This window comes from Motilimonas cestriensis (assembly GCF_021295315.1).
Lineage (GTDB): Bacteria > Pseudomonadota > Gammaproteobacteria > Enterobacterales > CBDFNC01 > Motilimonas > Motilimonas cestriensis.
Map to the genome: position 1 here is coordinate 78,305 of NZ_JAIMJA010000017.1, position 15,692 is coordinate 93,996.

17 protein-coding genes and 1 tRNA gene are annotated in these 15,692 nt (G+C 42.7%); 7 read left to right on the top strand and 11 right to left on the bottom strand.

Going from position 1 to position 15,692, the window contains the following annotated elements; translation table 11 throughout:
- Nucleotides 1–33: 33 nt before the first annotated feature.
- Entirely contained in the window at nucleotides 34–582 is a 549-nt protein-coding gene (locus K6Y31_RS15895; protein ID WP_233053927.1) for an RDD family protein, read from the bottom strand.
- A gap of 282 nt (nucleotides 583–864) precedes the next feature.
- Between K6Y31_RS15895 and K6Y31_RS15900 the strand changes: the two genes are divergently transcribed.
- Nucleotides 865–949 (top strand) — tRNA-Leu (locus K6Y31_RS15900).
- Nucleotides 950–1,001: 52 nt separating this feature from the next.
- Here the strand turns inward: K6Y31_RS15900 and K6Y31_RS15905 are convergent.
- Nucleotides 1,002–1,328, bottom strand: a complete 327-nt coding sequence (locus K6Y31_RS15905; RefSeq protein WP_233053928.1) for an antibiotic biosynthesis monooxygenase family protein — start codon at nucleotides 1,326–1,328, stop codon at nucleotides 1,002–1,004.
- A 139-nt stretch (nucleotides 1,329–1,467) separates the two neighbouring features.
- Here K6Y31_RS15905 and K6Y31_RS15910 point away from each other — a divergent pair, with 139 nt between their 5' ends.
- On the top strand, nucleotides 1,468–1,614 hold the full coding sequence (locus tag K6Y31_RS15910) for a hypothetical protein (protein WP_233053929.1): 147 nt from the start codon (nucleotides 1,468–1,470) through the stop codon (nucleotides 1,612–1,614).
- A gap of 9 nt (nucleotides 1,615–1,623) precedes the next feature.
- Here K6Y31_RS15910 and K6Y31_RS15915 read toward each other — a convergent pair whose 3' ends face one another.
- From K6Y31_RS15915 to rsmC, 5 genes are all read right to left on the bottom strand, one after another.
- Nucleotides 1,624–1,920 carry a late competence development ComFB family protein gene (locus K6Y31_RS15915; RefSeq protein WP_233053930.1) on the bottom strand — a complete coding sequence of 99 codons (297 nt, stop codon included), beginning with the start codon at nucleotides 1,918–1,920 and terminating at the stop codon, nucleotides 1,624–1,626.
- Between the two features lie 110 nt (nucleotides 1,921–2,030).
- Complete coding sequence (gene glgA, locus K6Y31_RS15920) at nucleotides 2,031–3,500, bottom strand: glycogen synthase GlgA (RefSeq protein ID WP_233053931.1); 1,470 nt, start codon at nucleotides 3,498–3,500, stop codon at nucleotides 2,031–2,033.
- 82 nt (nucleotides 3,501–3,582) lie between these two features.
- On the bottom strand, nucleotides 3,583–4,803 hold the full coding sequence (gene glgC / locus K6Y31_RS15925) for a glucose-1-phosphate adenylyltransferase (protein WP_233053932.1): 1,221 nt from the start codon (nucleotides 4,801–4,803) through the stop codon (nucleotides 3,583–3,585).
- A gap of 187 nt (nucleotides 4,804–4,990) precedes the next feature.
- Nucleotides 4,991–6,214 (bottom strand): glucose-1-phosphate adenylyltransferase, encoded by a 1,224-nt coding sequence (gene glgC / locus K6Y31_RS15930; protein ID WP_233053933.1) that lies wholly within the window; start codon nucleotides 6,212–6,214, stop codon nucleotides 4,991–4,993.
- A gap of 233 nt (nucleotides 6,215–6,447) precedes the next feature.
- The gene (gene rsmC / locus K6Y31_RS15935) at nucleotides 6,448–7,497 is read right to left on the bottom strand and encodes a 16S rRNA (guanine(1207)-N(2))-methyltransferase RsmC (protein WP_233053934.1); all 1,050 of its coding nucleotides are present in this window, start codon (nucleotides 7,495–7,497) and stop codon (nucleotides 6,448–6,450) included.
- 309 nt (nucleotides 7,498–7,806) lie between these two features.
- Here rsmC and K6Y31_RS15940 point away from each other — a divergent pair, with 309 nt between their 5' ends.
- On the top strand, nucleotides 7,807–9,513 hold the full coding sequence (locus tag K6Y31_RS15940; protein WP_233053935.1) for a sensor domain-containing diguanylate cyclase: 1,707 nt from the start codon (nucleotides 7,807–7,809) through the stop codon (nucleotides 9,511–9,513).
- A gap of 38 nt (nucleotides 9,514–9,551) precedes the next feature.
- On the opposite strand, the gene K6Y31_RS15945 is transcribed toward K6Y31_RS15940, so the two are convergent.
- Complete coding sequence (locus K6Y31_RS15945; protein ID WP_233053936.1) at nucleotides 9,552–9,860, bottom strand: STAS domain-containing protein; 309 nt, start codon at nucleotides 9,858–9,860, stop codon at nucleotides 9,552–9,554.
- A gap of 97 nt (nucleotides 9,861–9,957) precedes the next feature.
- Nucleotides 9,958–10,890: a Gfo/Idh/MocA family protein gene (locus K6Y31_RS15950; protein WP_233053937.1), complete on the bottom strand. Its 933-nt coding sequence runs from the start codon at nucleotides 10,888–10,890 to the stop codon at nucleotides 9,958–9,960.
- 180 nt (nucleotides 10,891–11,070) lie between these two features.
- On the opposite strand from K6Y31_RS15950, the gene K6Y31_RS15955 reads away from it, so the two are divergent.
- From K6Y31_RS15955 to K6Y31_RS15970, 4 genes are read left to right on the top strand one after another with little or no spacing between them, the layout of a single operon-like run.
- Entirely contained in the window at nucleotides 11,071–12,057 is a 987-nt protein-coding gene (locus tag K6Y31_RS15955; protein WP_233053952.1) for a FecCD family ABC transporter permease, read from the top strand.
- A gap of 1 nt (nucleotide 12,058) precedes the next feature.
- Nucleotides 12,059–12,826: a heme ABC transporter ATP-binding protein gene (locus K6Y31_RS15960; protein WP_233053938.1), complete on the top strand. Its 768-nt coding sequence runs from the start codon at nucleotides 12,059–12,061 to the stop codon at nucleotides 12,824–12,826.
- 25 nt (nucleotides 12,827–12,851) lie between these two features.
- Nucleotides 12,852–13,502 (top strand): YdcF family protein, encoded by a 651-nt coding sequence (locus K6Y31_RS15965; RefSeq protein WP_233053939.1) that lies wholly within the window; start codon nucleotides 12,852–12,854, stop codon nucleotides 13,500–13,502.
- Between the two features lie 33 nt (nucleotides 13,503–13,535).
- Nucleotides 13,536–14,477 (top strand): L-lactate dehydrogenase, encoded by a 942-nt coding sequence (locus tag K6Y31_RS15970; protein ID WP_233053940.1) that lies wholly within the window; start codon nucleotides 13,536–13,538, stop codon nucleotides 14,475–14,477.
- 55 nt (nucleotides 14,478–14,532) lie between these two features.
- Here the strand turns inward: K6Y31_RS15970 and K6Y31_RS15975 are convergent, their stop codons facing one another.
- On the bottom strand, nucleotides 14,533–15,168 hold the full coding sequence (locus K6Y31_RS15975; protein WP_233053941.1) for a hypothetical protein: 636 nt from the start codon (nucleotides 15,166–15,168) through the stop codon (nucleotides 14,533–14,535).
- A 73-nt stretch (nucleotides 15,169–15,241) separates the two neighbouring features.
- On the bottom strand, nucleotides 15,242–15,688 hold the full coding sequence (locus K6Y31_RS15980; protein ID WP_232802819.1) for a chemotaxis protein CheX: 447 nt from the start codon (nucleotides 15,686–15,688) through the stop codon (nucleotides 15,242–15,244).
- Nucleotides 15,689–15,692: the final 4 nt, after the last annotated feature.

The window sequence follows — 15,692 nt, forward strand, 5'->3', positions numbered from 1 at the left end:
GTGACCTTTTGCGTGGCTGAGTCGTTGCTCTGGTTAGTACCACTTAACCCCTTTGATGGTGACTCGTTCATTTAATTCTTTCGTCAACACAACCACTTCACACTCAGCCCAATGATCTTGGAAGCTGCGGTGTTTAGGCTTGTTGAAGGGCACAAATAAGTTGCCTAGGCCACAGGTTGCGGTCGCTAATCGGATCACCGCTTGTGATTTATTAATTGGGCTGCCATCTTCGTTCTGAACCCGTAATCGCCATGCTCGCATGCCGATGGTTTGCCCTCCTCGGGTCCAAAAGAACACATAAAAGCTAATAAAAACAAACCAAATCCAAAGCTGATAGAAGATATTATGGCTTAAATAGGCTGCCATATCGACATGGCCTGCTGTTGAAATAAGGCCCATTTTTTCTAATAGAATGGCAACCACTGCCCCCAGTGCCGCGGAAAATAGCATCACTGCGATGACCACTAGTGCATCGTATATGAGTGCGCCTAAACGGCGGCCTAAGCCAGCGGATGGTAAACCGATAAAGGGGTTAATTGGCTTGCTAGGGGTTGCAGTCTTATTTTTCTTATTTTTTTTCATCGTTTATCTACTTTAAATAATTTTGCTAGAGCTGGGAGCGATAAATAATCGTGTTAGCTTTTGGAGCGCTAAATGATAGTGCTAGATTTTTGATGGCTGATTGTAGCAAATTTATTTGAGTTAGCAGTGTGATAGGTCATTAAAATATCGGAATTGATGAATTAGTGAGCGGTTGATTTAATTGTCAAACAGATCGGCATAAAAGCGCTTGCCAAGGCGTTCGTCATGAGTATAATCGCAACTCTTAACAGGGAATAGCTGACCAGTTAACCCAGATTGTTAGCCCGAGTGGTGAAATCGGTAGACACGCCTGATTCAAAATCAGGTTTCCTCGGAAGTGGCGGTTCAAGTCCGCCCTCGGGCACCATATTTTAAAAAAAGCCTCAACTTATGTTGGGGCTTTTTTTATGCTTATTTCGTTACAAATAAGGTGGCGTAATCATTTCATCACTGACGAGGTGATCTAGGATAGGTGTCATCAGCACCGGTGGATAGTTTCGTAAGATTGCACTGACCATTTTCTTTCGAGCTTCTTGATGGGAATCATCCATATTAAAAGCGGCTTCCCAGCATGCTTTACTGGTCCACTGACTGTAAGAATACCAATTATTGTCACTCCCTTTGTGTAATTTTGAGCCAAGGGCACCGTATTTTTCAATATTACGATGGACAATTTCTGTCCAACCTTCTTGGAAATATCTTAGGCGTTCAGGCTTTAGCTGCCATTGATATAAAACCACAAACATGCTCACCTCCAAAATAATTTGCTAATGGTAATTATTCTCATTAAAATGAGTTCCAGATCTATTTATTTAATCATAGACGAAACTAAGTGATTGTCTTTATTGTTTATTGAGCTGAAAATAACGGAAGGAGTGTGTGGAAATGAACATTATCGTTGCCGCGTGTATTTTAATTGCTCCTGTATTGTTGATGGTGCCTTCGATGCGGCCGTTTATATTAATATCGCCAATGTTTACTTTGTTTGCATTGGCGATATTGTTGGCATTTGAACACCTTGGATTCAACTAGCTAGCGCAGTTATTCGGCATCCTTTGGCTCGCGACTAAATTTGATTTGCTTCTCATCAAACAAAAACGCAATAGATTCATCAACGGCAACTTCAACTTTTTGCTTTAACGACGTTTTATCTTCGTCTTTCATATAGTTGTACATATCTACATCGTAACGGATGTAATGAACCGGCAATCTATTTAGCACAATGCAGGCTAAATCTTCTAAAAACTCACTATCAAAGCGGCTATATAAATCGAGCTGTTTAAATCGCTCACTCACGAACCTTTCAGTAAAGTTATGTACATCAATACCTAGTGCCATAATAATAAACCCTGTCTATGTGTGATTTTTTAAGTATATACCTAAATACCTACAAAATGCCTGCTTAGCAATTATGGCAACAACTCATGCTGCCTATATTGTCATGCTGGTTATAAAGCGTAGCGCTCGAGGGCTTTTGCATATAAACGTTCGTATTGAAAAACCGACTCAGACCAGTAGAAATGAGACTGCATCGCTTGTGTTTTCAATCTGATGATCTCATCTGGACGCTCTATATAAAGTAATAAAACTCGGCGTAATAAGTTGATTAAATCAACCGGCTCAGGCTCATAAAACATAAAGCCATTGCCATTATCATTGTCTTGATCGTAGTCGTTAACCGTGTCTTTTAGTCCGCCGACACCACGAACGATTGGTAAAGTACCGTAAGCTAAACTGTATAACTGGTTTAAGCCACAAGGCTCAAATAATGATGGCATCAAGAAAAAGTCTGCCCCAGCTTCTACTAAGTGAGAGAGGTAGTCGCTGTAGGTATTCACAAATTTAAATTTATCAGGATGGTGCTGCTCTAGTGAGCGTAAGTGACCCGTGATTGCCGGATCGCCAGTGCCGACAATGATTAGCTGAATATCGTGCAGCAATAAATCCTCTAATGCTGGCAGTAAAATATTAAAGCCCTTTTGTTCGGTTAGGCGGCAAACCATGCCAAATATTGCTTTATCGGACTGAGCTAGGCCTACCTCTTGTTGTAATTTAGCTTTACAAACAGCCTTGCCTGATAAGTCGTGTGACGAGTAATTTTGCGGTAAATGGGGATCGACTTCTGGGTTCCAATCATTGTAATCACAACCGTTGATAATGCCTTCAAAATCTCGTATCCGGTTTACAAAGCAATGAGACATACCATGTGAGCCAAGTGGTGTTAGAAGCTCAGAGGCATAGTTAGGACTGACGGCGTTGATTTTGTCAGCGTAAAGCACACCCGCTTTTAGGTAATTAATATAGCTGTAATTCTCCAGTACTTGATGATCCATGCAGCTATTAACTTCAGGGATCAGCTTAAGTTGAGACTTTTCGAAAATGCCTTGGTAGGCGGCATTATGGCAAGTAAGTATGGTTTTGGTGTGACTGAAGCGACCACTGTCGCGATAGCGTGTCTTAAGTAAAAAAGGCACTAATGACGTATGCCAGTCATTACAATGAATAATATCCGGAATGAAGTCTAAGGTTTCGCAACTCTGTAAAATTGCCAGGGAGAAAAAAGCAAAGCGTTCGCCGTTATCATTATAAGCATGATCATCTTCGCCGTAGAGACCTGCGCGATCAAAGTAGTGGGGACTATCGATACCATAGACCGGGACACCACCCATTTTTAATTGTTTTATTGAGTATGGGATCTCGGGTAAGCCGCTTTGTGGGCGCATGGTTTGGTTACACAAAAACTCGGCTGTATCAGCACCTTTTACCGTGCGATAAAGTGGCATCATGACGCGCACATCATGGCCATGTTCGTGCAAGGCTAAAGGCAATGCTTTAGCCACATCGGCAAGCCCACCTGTTTTCGCGAAGCCTTCTACTTCGGAAGCCACAAACAGAATTTTTAGTTTTGTATCAGTCAAAATGCGCTCCTTTTGATGCGCTGTACTTATTATTCTAGTTATTAGAAACGGAAAAGCGGCTGTTCAGCCGCTTTAGTATTGGCTAGAAGCCAACTCTTGAGCCTTTGGGTATTACAACTATCCCTTCATCGGAAACAGTAAAGCGACGGCGGTCAAGTTCGAGATCTTCACCGATCAAGGTACCCGGTGCAATCTCGACATCTTTATCGATGATCGCATTACGGATGACACAGTTTTCACCTACCTTGGTATTACCTAGCATAATGGAGCCACTGATTTTTGATCCCGCTCTAATGTGACAGCGAAAGCCAAGAACGCTCTTATCTATGCTTGAACCTAAAATATAACAGCCACCCGATACCAGCGATTGGCTTACTTGGGACTCATGCTCATCACAGTCTTTAAAGGTCGCAGGCGGTAGCGGTGGGTAGTACGTGTGCAACGCCCATTTACGGTTATAAAGTGAAAAAGGTGGCTCGTCTTCTAGCAGATCCATATGGGCTTGCCAATAAGCGCTGATGGTACCAACATCACGCCAATAGCTACCCTCTTGCTCACCGTTAATTTTATTATCGTTAAAATTGTATACGAATACTTTTCCTTTTGGATAAAGTTTCGGAATAATATCCTTACCAAAATCGTGGCTAGAGCTTTCGTCTTCAGCGTCACTTTTCAATTCGCGCATCAAACATTTAGCTTCAAATACGTAGTTACCCATGGATGCTAAAACATGATCAGGGTCGCCAGGGATAGTTTTAGGGTTTGAAGTTGGTTTTTCTTCAAAACCAATCATACGCCCATCTTCATCGACTTCAATAATACCAAACTGGTTAGCTTCACTTACCGGAACCTGAATCGCGGCAACAGTCAGCTCTGCTTCATTTTGTTGGTGAAAGTCCACCATCTGGCGAATGTCCATTTTATAGATATGGTCACTGCCAAAGATACATACATGATCTGGTTCATCAATTTCAATAAAGCGTGAGTTTTGATAAATGGCATCGGCAGTACCATCATACCAACGCTTGCCCATGCGCATTTGCGCGGGAATGGCATCAATAAAACGGTCTGTTATGCCCGTTAAGTGCCAAGCTTTACGTAAGTGCACGTTAAGGGATTGTGATTTAAATTGCGTTAATACGTAAATTCGTAAAAAGTCCGAGTTTACAAAGTTGTTTAACGCAAAGTCGATCAAACGATAACTGCCACCAAAGGGAACAGAGGGCTTAGAGCGTGATTGTGTGAGTGGATAAAGGCGTGTGCCTTCACCGCCAGCCAGCACCATGGAAAGAATTCGTGCCATTAATACATCCTTAATTTAATTCATTTATTTTGGGGACTCCCCCAGCCTTGGCCCTATGTCAATTCTGTTCACAACCATTATTTTTATTTTATTAGCGTGTTGTGATTAGTCTGCCTAATTGGTTAATTAAGACAGTGCGGTAGTTCAAGCTTTATTACATATCAGCTTCATTTCCGCGTATTTATCGTTAAAACCCAACTTTAGAATTTTTCGCGATGACTACAATGCCGTTTTCAGATACGGTGAAGCGGGCTCTATCTTGTTCTATGTCCTCACCAATAATGGTACCCGGTGCAATCTCAACGTTTTTATCAATAATAGCGCGGGTAATTCGACAACCTTCGCCAATTTTGACACTGCCTAGCATCACGGTTTCAGTAATTTTAGAACCGCTGCGAATATGACTGTGAAAGCCTAAAACGCTGCGTTCAATCACGGTACCAAGAATAAAACATCCAGCAGAAAGCAATGATTGGCTTACTTTTGTTTTATAACCGTCACTGTCTTTAAAGGTGGCTGGTGGCAGTGGCGGATGATAGGTATGAAGTGGCCATTTTCGGTTGTATAAAGAGAAAGGGGCTTCATCATCGAGTAAGTCCATATGGGCTTCCCAATAAGCATCTAGGGTACCTACGTCACGCCAATAAACAGCGTCAGGCTCACCGGCAATTTTGTTTTCATTGAAGTTGTAAACAAAAACCTTACCTTGCGGATATAAGTGCGGAATGATGTCTTTACCAAAGTCATGCTCAGAGTCTTCTAAATCGGCATCTCGTCTTAGTTCACTTAACAAGGTGTCGGTTTCAAAGATGTAATTACCCATGGAAGCTAACACATGCTCAGGGTCGCCAGGAATGGTTTTAGCTTCTTCAACCGAGGGCTTTTCTTGAAAACCGATCATGCAGCCGTTTTCGTCAACTTCAATAATACCAAAATGATAAGCCTGATCTTTGGTTACTTTTATAGCCGCAACGGTCAGATCTGCCTCTTTACGTTTATGGAAGTCGACCATTTGGCGAATATCCATTTTGTAGATATGGTCACTACCGAAGATACAAACCTGATCCGGCTCGTTACTTTCAATTGACTTATCATTTTGGTAAATCGCATCAGCGGTGCCATCATACCAGCGCTTGCCAACGCGCTGCTGTGCTGGAACGGGATCAATAAACCGGTCGGTAATACCAGAGAGGTGCCATGCTTGTCGCAGGTGAATATTGAGAGATTGAGATTTAAACTGTGTTAGTACGTATATTTTTAAAATATCAGCATTAACAAAATTGTTAAGTGCAAAGTCCAGTAAGCGGTAGCTGCCTCCGAATGGCACTGCGGGTTTAGAGCGAGTTTCTGTTAAGGGGTGAAGGCGTTTTCCTTCTCCTCCCGCAAGGATCATCGCGAGAATACCAGCCATATGTTCTCCATTTTCAGTTAGTAGATTAGCCCAAGGATTTTCGGGTGTAGTTGGTTCATTTAAATAAAACATCATGACACTTAAATGAATTCTGACATTTTTATTACTTGCTACTAGTTTTATCTTTTTTTGCTTATTTTGTGAATAGTTAATATCTAGAAATGGCGGTTGAAGAAAGGATATGAGGACTAAGCCGCTATTTTTGCGGCTTAGGGAGGATGGTTGCTGGCTTTTTAATCGGGGTAATTGCTCAGTAGTTTAAATTTAGTGGTTTCAGTGAGCAATTCGCAGTGCGTGAACGCTTTTTCAAATAATGGTTCATAACGTAAAAATTTATTGGCGACTAAAATCAGCCGGCCGCGGATTTTGAGATGCTGTTTGGCGTCAGCGATTATTTGCTCGACCGCGCCATAATTCGTGTTTAATCCGGCATGGAAAGGAGGATTAGACACTAAGGTGGTATACCTTTGTCCAACTTCGCTATAAACGTCACTTGGGAATACATGGGCATTTAGGCCATTTTTTGCCAAGGTAAGCTTGGCCGATTCGACCGCTAGTGCACTTACATCGGTCATTTCAACTTTTAGCTCAGGGTTTTGTTTAAGCAAAAAGCTGCCGATTACGCCTGCACCACAACCTATATCTAAGGCGTTGCCTTTAAGCGGGGCGATATTTTCTAACAGTAAACGGGTACCGAGATCGAGCTCTTTAGCACTAAATACACCCGGTAAGCTAACTATGTCGAGGCGCTCGCCTTTTACTTCGCAAGGATAAGTGGTTAGCCAGTCGTCAAGCTGGAAAGGTTGACATGCTTGAGATATTTCAAGGGCAAGTAAACTACAACGGCGTGCGCTATCGAGCTTATTGGCCTTATTGCTGCTGTATGGCGTTAACTGCTTATCTACTGATTTAATCCCGCCGCGGTTATCACCAACTAGATAGAGGATGCCACCCATTTTGATTTGTGGCACAACATTCGCCAGTAAATAGTCAACTTCAGCCTTTGTTTTAGGCAAATATACAATGACAGCATCAACTTCAAGCGGAGTTTCAGGGGTGAAGCTCGCGCCAAAGTCTAGTTCAATCTGATCCGATTGTTGCAGTGCTTGGTAAGCCGAGTAGTAGGTTGTAAACACGTGAACCGAATTACACACTTTCGCTAATTCAATTGCATAGGTGTCTTCAATGGCGCCAGCAACGAGTACAGACTTATCATTAAATTGGCTAATATTTCGTTCTAACACTTGGCTAGCTGAGGTTGGGGAGGAACTTATCGCGGTCATATTGAGGCTTATGGCAAAAAAAGTGAGGGTATTATACCCGATGAATGCACCCCAAACAGCCTTTGATGGTTATTTTAGTTGAAGGTGAATTTGATGTAGGTTGAAAACAATGAAAGAGCGAGCATTTATATTACTTATTTAGGCCATAGCTAACGGTTTCTATTGATTATTTGTATTACTTTGGTCTCATGCAGGCTAAGTCAAAAAATCGGTTTTACGGTCTGTTATAATCAGTTGAAAATATAGTGTCGCCTACCGATTGCAATGATTGGCAGAGGCGCAGAACCGAATAAGACTGGCTTGGATTTTATGGAAGAAGAAAACAGTTTTTTGGCATTATTAACGCAGCAAGTTGCTGCCGCTGGCGATATGACGGATGTATATCAGCAAGCCCTTGATGAATTGCAATTATATAGTGATGCGAGCAATTGCGCGATTATTTTAGTGCATCAAGGCTTTCAAGTGTTGGCAAAAAAGAACAGCCGTGATGAAGTGGTTTTTTACGACGGAGATTCAGCACTACGCCAACATAGTGATTTGCCGGAGTCATTCATAAAGTCAGTTGCTTATTCAAAAAAGTTTGAATATCAAATTAATTTCCAAGCGGAAGATGATATTTGGCAAACGCAATCCTTAGATATTCATGAAAGCGTTCAAGTTGCAGCACCAATCTTTCATGATGACGTGGTTTTTGCCATTTTATTTTTAGAAACCAGCAATAATGTCGATGTACTTGATGTTGATGAACAAAATATTATTAAATTGTTTGCTCAAACCATCGGGGCCGAGTTTGAAAAGCGTTATCTTTCTGAGCAGGCTCAGCTTGCGCAAGCAGAAAATGTGACAACGGCTAAAGCGCTAGGAGAAAAAGTCGCACAGTCTGAGATGTTTTTGTCGTTATTAACACAATTGCACCGGGTGAGTATTGAGTTATCTAAAAGTGTCACGCTTAATGATCTTTATTACAACTCGGTACGCTTAGCGCAGCAATATTTACAAATTGACCGCATGGCGATTTTTCTGATCGATCAAGAATCTAACAAAATGTTCGGTACCTATGGCACCGATGAAAATGGCAAAGTAGTTAATGAGTCATACTTTAGCAGTTCAATCCCTGAACACCCTGTGGTGCAAGAAACGTTGCGACGTAAAGACTACGTTATCGTGATTGAAGATACCGCGTTGCAGCATAACAAAAAAGACGTCGGACGTGGCTGGAATGCCATGGTCGCCTTATGGGATGGCGACCAAGCATTAGGTTGGATCGCAGTGGATAATTTGATTAATCATCAGCCGTTAGAGTTACATCATAAAGAGGTGCTTAAGCTGTATGCGGCGAATTTATCTCAATTAATTTTTAGAAAGCGTCAAGACGATCAATTATTACAATTTAATAAACAGTTAGAGCAAAGAGTATTAGAGCGTACTGCAGAGTTAGCATCGGCCAATTACGCATTAGAAAACGCAAACCGCGCATTAGAGTCCGCCAATATACAACTTGAGCGCCTTTCTATGATGGATGGTTTGACAGGTGTAAGTAATCGACGCTTTTTTGATGTTTCTCTACAAGCAGAGTGGGATCGAGCGCTAAGACACCGCTCGAGTTTAGCCTTGCTAATGCTCGATGTTGATAAATTTAAAGAATATAACGATTGTTATGGCCATATAGAGGGTGATAAAGCATTGCAACGTGTGGCGCAGAGCTTGCTTGTTCATGCTCGTCGTGCTGGCGAAGTGGTTGCGCGCTATGGCGGGGAAGAGTTTGTTATTTTGCTGCCGAATATGACCGCGTCGGCGGTGCATGTCGTGGCTGAGAATGTTTTGCAGGGAGTGAAAGCCTTAGGCATTGTTCATAAGGAGAGCGACGTCTGTCAGGTTGTCAGTGTGAGCGTTGGTATCGCGAGCATTACTCCGAATAAAGACTTATCCTCGAGCGAGTTAGTCGATAAGGCAGACAAAGCGCTGTACAAGGCAAAATCATTGGGTCGCGATCAATATGTATTCGCGACGGAGTAATGTTTTATGACGTTGCGCTTGCGTTCAGTCGCGTCGAATTAATTTTCTATTTCAATGAGTTTATCGAAATGAGCAATTTTTAGGATTTTTAGTACGGTATTGGATGGATGGCTTATTTTGACTGCGCCAAGCTTGGACGTTTCAGTGTGCTCTTTCAATAGCAGCATCATGCCTAACGCTGAGCTGTCCATATACTGGGCTTCACTAAGATTGATATTATAAACCAAATCGGGCTGTTGATCTTGATAGCAGGCCCGAAACTCACGATGTAAAGAATAATCAAATCGGCCATGAATGATGATTTCCAATTCCGAATCGTTATTTATTAAGCGTTTAGTAATTGACATAATCTTATCCACTTAAGCGTAATTTGAAACTAAGCTGCTTCGCAGCCTATAGTTTTAAGCGATTTCAATGCTCTATAGGAATATAGCAGCAATCTGCTTATTCGTTTGTTTTGGCTTCAATATATTTGACTATCCTTTCACATAATTGATGTGTTGTTAATAAGCTATCTAAATAATCATGTTGTGGCTGGCCTTTTTTGATCTGAGATAGCCAAGAATCTAATAAATCGTCAAATCCGCGCTTGTAAAGGGTGCTTTGCCAATCAGAGAACAGCATGGGGTTCGTCATGTTGTCGCTAAAATGCTGGCCTTGTCGTAAATTGTCAACTTGCCAGTGTTGGTTGTCACTAAACGCTTCAATTCGTTCAAATGTTTGCCCACTTATCCGGTTCATACTGCCTTCTATCAATGTGTTTTCGCTGGCGATACGTAGAAAAACGGCGGCTAATTGCTGCTGTTTCATCACAAAATGAATTTGTGGCTCTATGGGGGTTGCTGGGCGGCCAAAATAGAGCAAGCTATCAACAACATGAATAAAGTCATCGAAAATGAACTGGCGAATATTACCGGGCAAGTTGTGACGATTTTTTTGCCAACGCAAGTGATTGAGTTGCTCAGTTTTTAGGGGCTGTAATAAAGGGGCAAAGCGGCGGTTAAAGCCAGTGCATAAAGGGGTGTTGTTTGCTTTAGCTAAATTAATTAACTGGTTAACCTGTTCAAAATTATCGCTTATAGGCTTGTCGATTAAGGTGGCGATGCCCGCTTTTATGCTGGCAGAGGCGATCTCAAAATGACTCTCGGTTGCACTGTGGATCATGATTGCATCCGGGGCTGCGTTTATTGCATCATTTATATCTGTGTAGGTTTCTTTGATGCGGTATTGCTGCGCTAGCCGCGATAAGGTATCACTATTTCGAGTGCAAAAAATGGGCTCAACCTCAGGGTGTTGACAAACAATGGGAAGCCAAGCTTTTTGCGCTATATCACCTAATCCCACCAATGCGATTCGCAGTTTTCCAGTTATGGCCATGGCTCTCTCACTCATCAAAGGTTGTATTTATTTGTGTATTTAACTAAGCGGTTTTTTTCCCAGCTTAGTGTTTGCTAGTGTTATCATAGCGCTACCTTATGAGTCTGTGCCAGAGTGATAGTGAAAATAAGTCGAGTACCAGTTGTATTTGCTATATTGAGTGTAAGCTTGTTAGCCATCATGCTGTTTTCTTTAATGATCGGGCCTCTTTCTTTTAGTCCTTGGCAAAGTTTGCAAACCTTGGGGGCTTTGTTCGTACCAGAGACATTTTCTGATATCAATGCAACGCACATCATGGTGATGCAAAACTTACGCTTACCTCGCACCTTGCTATGTTTGTTAGTCGGTGCCAACTTAGCCTTGTGCGGCGCAATGATGCAGGGATTATTTCGTAATGCGTTGGCAGACCCTGCTATTATCGGCGTCTCAAGTGGCGCGGCATTGGGGGCGGCGGGGGCTATTTTTCTGAGCAGTTTAGTGCTGCCCTTTTCATCAACCATAAGTAATGAGTTGTTGGTGGCTTTGTTTGCTTTTTTAGGCGGGGTTGTGGTGACTTTTTTAGTGCTCAACATTGCATCGACTCGCCATGGTACGTCGGTTAGTGTGATGCTATTAGCGGGGATTGCTATTACTGCGCTCGCGGGGGCGGGGATTGCTATTTTGTCTTACTTTGCTGATGACACTGTACTGCGAAATATCGTGGCATGGCAATTAGGCAGTTTGGTGGGGGCAAACTGGATCATGGTTGGTCTTTGCGCCCTGGTTAGTATGGTGTTATTTGCTTTTATAAAGCCCGTCGCTAAGCCGTTAAATGCGTTGTTACTTGGTGAGTCTGAAGCTCGTCATTTAGGTGTTAATGTGCAGTGGTTAAAAAATACCTTAGTCGTGCTAACGGCTTTAGCAGTTGGTGTTAGTGTTGCCTGTGTGGGGTTAATTGGCTTTGTTGGGCTGGTGGTGCCGCACTTGATTCGTTTATTAGTTGGGCCAGATCATCGTTATTTATTACCCCTTTCTGGTTTACTCGGCGCCTGTTTTTTATTGCTGGCTGACTTGTTGGCCCGCACCTTATTTATGCCTATTGAGCTACCTGTTGGCGTGGTAATGGGGTGTATTGGGGCGCCGTTTTTTATCTTTTTGTTAATGCAACAAAAACAATATATGGTTTGATATGCTGCAAGCGGTCGACGTTAATTTAACCCGTGATGATAAAGCCGTATTAACTGAGGTTAATGTGGCGCTTAATTGTAATGAAGTGGTCGCGCTAGTGGGGCCTAATGGTGCGGGAAAGTCGAGTTTATTTAATGTCATCAGCGGCGAGCTGTTAAGTTCAGGGCAAGTCTTTATCGAGCAGTTATTACGGGACTCATGGTCGCCTCCTGAACTGGCACAGCGATTGGCTATTTTGCCACAAAGCTCGCAATTAAATTTTCCTTTCTCAGCCTTTGAAGTCGTTAATATTGGCCGGATGAACAAAACGACCAGCCACCTTGAAAATGAGCGGGTGATCTCTCAAGTGATGAGCTGGGCTGATATTCAAGATAAAGCGCAGAATATTTATACTCATCTATCGGGTGGTGAAAAACAAAGAGTACAACTTGCACGAATTTTTGCCCAGATATGGGAGAAACCAAGCCAAGGTGGACGATATTTATTATTAGATGAGCCAACCGCGGCGTTGGATCTGTATCATCAACATCAGCTATTGAATTTACTCAAAGAATTGGCCCAGCAGCAAATAGGCTCGTTAGTCGTGCTGCATGATTTAAATCTTGCAGCGAGGTATGCTGATCGCGTTGTGGTGCTTGACCACGGCAAGGTGGTTGCTCAAGGGGCGAGTAACGAAGTTTTTACTCAGTCATTGTTAAAGAGTGTATTTTCATTAGAGTGTGAAATTATTACTCATCCGACAGCGGGTTACCCCGTTATTTTATGTTAGTCAATGTCGAATAGGGGAGATTGTAATGCTTACTGAGCAACAAGTGGATCAATATGGTCAGCTACTTTGGCATGACTTGACGCTTTATTCCCCGCTGGCGCCTGCCAGCTGTATCATAGTTATGGGCTCTATCGATGTGAGAACGGCGCAGCGCGCGGCTGAATTAATGTTGCAGGGATTAGCTCCTTATGTGGTTTTTTCCGGCAATTGTGGCCGCAATACAGAGGGGCTGTTTAATAAAACGGAGGCCGAAGTTTTTGCTGAGGTTGCCCATCGAGCTGGCGTGCCGGGATCCCGCATTTTGTTGGAGACTAGAGCAACCAATACTGGTGAAAATGTGAAATTTTCAATGGCGCTCCTCGCTGAGCGAGGTATTGACGTTGATAGCGTTATTTTGGTGCATAAAGATTTTGCCACCAAACGTGCTTTTGCCACATTCAAGCAACACTTTCCTGATATTGATGCAAGGGTTACAGGGCCGCAGCTGACTTATACATCTTACCCTAACGATATTATTGATAAGCCTTTGTTTATTCATACTCTGGTTGGTGATATGCAGCGCATGAAGCTTTATCCTGCGCTGGGTTACCAACTTGCTATGCCAATCGATAGCGAGGCTTGGCGAGCTTATCAAGCCTTAGTGGCGGCAGGGTTTACTGAGCAAGTTATTCCTTAAATTTTATTTCTCGTGTTCCGAGAAGGAGTTCAAATGAAGATTAAATCTGTTGGTATAGTAGGTGCTGGTAACGTCGGCGTTGCCGGCGCTTATGCGATTTATTTGCAGCAGCTTTGCAGTGAAATTATTTTAGTTGATCTTGATAAAGCGCGAGCTGAAGGAGAAGCGCTCGATCTAATGCATGGTCAAGGGATCACTGGACGAGTGAAGGTGAAAGCAGGGGATTACGCCGACTTAACTGATTGTGATGTAATTATCGTGACGGCAGGAGCCGCGCAAAAACCGGGAGAAACGCGGTTAGATTTACTCAATAAAAATGCCGCAATTTTTAAATCTATTACGGCTGAGCTAGATCAGTATGCGCCCAATGCTATTGTGGTGATAGCCTCTAACCCAGTTGATATTTTAACTTATATTTTTCAAGAGTTGTCTAGTCGTCCTAATAGTAAAGTGATAGGGACCGGCACGGTATTAGACACCAGTCGTCTCAAGTCCTTGCTGAGTGAGCATTATGATGTCGATCCGGCGTCAATTCACGGCTATATATTAGGCGAACATGGCGACTCTGAGTTTGCTGCGTGGAGCACTATCACTATCGGTGGAGTATCAGTTGTCGGTAATGAAGTATTAGGGATTGCTTATAATCAGCAAGATATCGACCAGTTGTATGAGCATGTAAAAAGTGCTGCGTACAAAATTATTGCCGCCAAGGGTTATACCAATTGGGCGATAGGCGTGGTGCTGGCTAAGCTAGTATCTTTGCTATTATCTGACCGGGCGTCAGTTCAGCCCATTAGTGTGCGCTTGACCGGTGAATATGGCATTAAAGACGTTTGTATTAGTGTGCCAGCTAAAATTGGTATTAAAGGGGTCGAGCAGATAGTTGAGCTTAACTTGTCCAAAGATGAGCTGAGAAAACTACGGATTTCAGCTGATGTGTTGAAAGCTAATTTAGCCGGTATTGACTTAGCGTAAATCGTAAGGGCTAAAGCCTCTTTAGCTCAGACTGAGGAGAGGTTTTAGCCAGTATTTATGCGATGCGCTTTTTGACCACGGCATTGGATTTTTGACTGCGTTCGACATCTACAAACTCTGTTCTACCAGTCTCCGCGTTGTACCAAAGCACGCGAGTGCCAAACCCTTGGCCATCGGCATTTCTGAGCATTTCTAAAAACAACTCGGTCGAGCTGGCTAAGTGCACATCTTCCAGCATCTGCATAAATGAAAAAATGGCTTCTCGAAAGTAGAGAGGGGTACAGTTGACTGGGAACATCAGCCGAAGATTCATCTCATCATTTTTACTGCGCATGGTGTAATTAAGGCAGCAGTGCATCGAGAATATAGTAGATTTTACTGAGCCATCTTTGTTTCTTAGCTGGAAAGGGTCCTGAGCACGAATCATTTTTTGATATAGCTCGGTTTCGATCAGTTGCTTTAACGGTGCGACAAAACTTTCACGTACTGGATCGAGTTGGGTTTCGTAAAATGGTTCGGTTAATTCCATTGTTACGCCACAAGGTAGCAACCAATCAAATCGCGCTAATGCGCCAGTCGGTCTAAATTGACTCACTGAAGCTTGGCAACTAATTTGCTTAAATTGGTTACATAATGGCTGGTAAATAGAATTATCTAAATGGGGGAGCACTTTAAATTCTAGGCTAAACATTCCTGCCTCACTTTGTGGCATATTTTTGAGCAGAAAAAAGCACAGCCAATATTAAGACTGTGCTGATAAAGGGTTATTCTAAGCAGATAACCAAAGCTGCTTTGTCTTGACCCCAGGTAATCGGGATCACAAACGAGCGAATTTCGCGAGGTAATTTAATATCTTCAAGCTGGCCTTTTACAATGACCGGAACCGAGATGACAAACTCTGGCCCCAAATCTCGGCGAGCATTACCTGAGACGGTATTAGCTACTTCACCTACCACATCACAAAGGTTGTCATCTTCTAGGTCATCTTCACCTAAGGCTTGCAGCAATTTAGCCAATAATCGACCTGGAGCTGAAAAGTAAACACACCCTTTACGCGCGCCAGCAATACCGATAATGCCCGTGTAATCAAAAGCCACTTTGGTATCGCTAGACACTAAATAAGGAACGCCGACATCCACTTGTTGGCCAGCAAAGGTGCTAAAGAAATATTTTGTACCTTCAATAAATACTTGTAATTGTTCTTCTTTCATTTTG

What these genes read in the sequence shown, in the direction of transcription:
- K6Y31_RS15895 (WP_233053927.1), bottom strand. Translation starts at nt 582, where the DNA reads ATGAAAAAAAATAAGAAAAATAAGACTGCAACCCCTAGCAAGCCAATT.
- K6Y31_RS15905 (WP_233053928.1), bottom strand. Translation starts at nt 1,328, where the DNA reads ATGTTTGTGGTTTTATATCAATGGCAGCTAAAGCCTGAACGCCTAAGA.
- K6Y31_RS15910 (WP_233053929.1), top strand. Translation starts at nt 1,468, where the DNA reads ATGAACATTATCGTTGCCGCGTGTATTTTAATTGCTCCTGTATTGTTG.
- K6Y31_RS15915 (WP_233053930.1), bottom strand. Translation starts at nt 1,920, where the DNA reads ATGGCACTAGGTATTGATGTACATAACTTTACTGAAAGGTTCGTGAGT.
- glgC (WP_233053932.1), bottom strand. Translation starts at nt 4,803, where the DNA reads ATGGCACGAATTCTTTCCATGGTGCTGGCTGGCGGTGAAGGCACACGC.
- glgC (WP_233053933.1), bottom strand. Translation starts at nt 6,214, where the DNA reads ATGGCTGGTATTCTCGCGATGATCCTTGCGGGAGGAGAAGGAAAACGC.
- rsmC (WP_233053934.1), bottom strand. Translation starts at nt 7,497, where the DNA reads ATGACCGCGATAAGTTCCTCCCCAACCTCAGCTAGCCAAGTGTTAGAA.
- K6Y31_RS15940 (WP_233053935.1), top strand. Translation starts at nt 7,807, where the DNA reads ATGGAAGAAGAAAACAGTTTTTTGGCATTATTAACGCAGCAAGTTGCT.
- K6Y31_RS15945 (WP_233053936.1), bottom strand. Translation starts at nt 9,860, where the DNA reads ATGTCAATTACTAAACGCTTAATAAATAACGATTCGGAATTGGAAATC.
- K6Y31_RS15950 (WP_233053937.1), bottom strand. Translation starts at nt 10,890, where the DNA reads ATGGCCATAACTGGAAAACTGCGAATCGCATTGGTGGGATTAGGTGAT.
- K6Y31_RS15955 (WP_233053952.1), top strand. Translation starts at nt 11,071, where the DNA reads ATGCTGTTTTCTTTAATGATCGGGCCTCTTTCTTTTAGTCCTTGGCAA.
- K6Y31_RS15960 (WP_233053938.1), top strand. Translation starts at nt 12,059, where the DNA reads ATGCTGCAAGCGGTCGACGTTAATTTAACCCGTGATGATAAAGCCGTA.
- K6Y31_RS15965 (WP_233053939.1), top strand. Translation starts at nt 12,852, where the DNA reads ATGCTTACTGAGCAACAAGTGGATCAATATGGTCAGCTACTTTGGCAT.
- K6Y31_RS15970 (WP_233053940.1), top strand. Translation starts at nt 13,536, where the DNA reads ATGAAGATTAAATCTGTTGGTATAGTAGGTGCTGGTAACGTCGGCGTT.
- K6Y31_RS15975 (WP_233053941.1), bottom strand. Translation starts at nt 15,168, where the DNA reads ATGTTTAGCCTAGAATTTAAAGTGCTCCCCCATTTAGATAATTCTATT.
- K6Y31_RS15980 (WP_232802819.1), bottom strand. Translation starts at nt 15,688, where the DNA reads ATGAAAGAAGAACAATTACAAGTATTTATTGAAGGTACAAAATATTTC.